At 70.0% G+C, this 721-nt stretch carries 1 protein-coding gene; it reads left to right on the forward strand.

Features of this window, described 5'->3' with window-relative positions:
• Positions 1 to 721: WXG100 family type VII secretion target (locus IEZ00_RS24825; RefSeq protein ID WP_373293193.1), on the forward strand; the 721-nt coding region annotated here is incomplete at both ends.

Genomic DNA, 721 nt, shown 5'->3' on the forward strand with positions numbered 1-721 from the left:
CGACCAGCTGATGGGCGACCCCGACGAGATCAACGCCAACGTCGAGGCGACCAAGACGCAGGCGGCCGAGCTGCGCGTGCTGGCCGAGGACCACCGCAACGGGCTGACCCAGCCCGAGGGCTGGACCGGGCAGTCCTCCGAGGCGTTCCAGAAGAACATGGAAGCCATGGGCAAGGAGCTGGACTCCCTGGCCAACGCGGTGGAGCAGAAGGCCAAGATCGTCGCGATCTGCGGCATGCTGGTCCAGGTGCTGCGCGACATCGTGCGCGACATGATCGCCCAGTTCCTGGGTTCGCTGCTGGCGGGCGCAATCGCCGCCGCGGCGGCGGCGTTCTTCACCTTCGGCGCCTCCATCGCGGGCTTCATCGGCTACGCCGTGGGCAAGGCCGTGGCGCTGGGCGTCAACATCGGCTCCCGGATCGCCCGGCTGATCGCGGCGCTGGGCCGCCAGATGAGCCGGATCAAGAACCTCGACGACATCACCGACAGCGTCGGCAAGGGCTGGCAGCGGTTCGAGAACATCGCCGACGTGGCCGAGGTCGGCTACGAGGCGTGGAAGGCGCAGGAAGGCGTCGACCGCAAGATCGACAAGGCGCTGGCCCAGAACGGCCAGAACGGCCCGGCGGCGACCGCGACGGCGACCGCGGACAACACGGTCCGGGCCCCGGACGCCCCGACGGCGACGGCGACCGCCGAGCACACCCTCAAGCGAATGGACGCG

Source organism: Saccharothrix coeruleofusca (assembly GCF_014648515.1).
GTDB lineage: Bacteria > Actinomycetota > Actinomycetes > Mycobacteriales > Pseudonocardiaceae > Actinosynnema > Actinosynnema coeruleofuscum.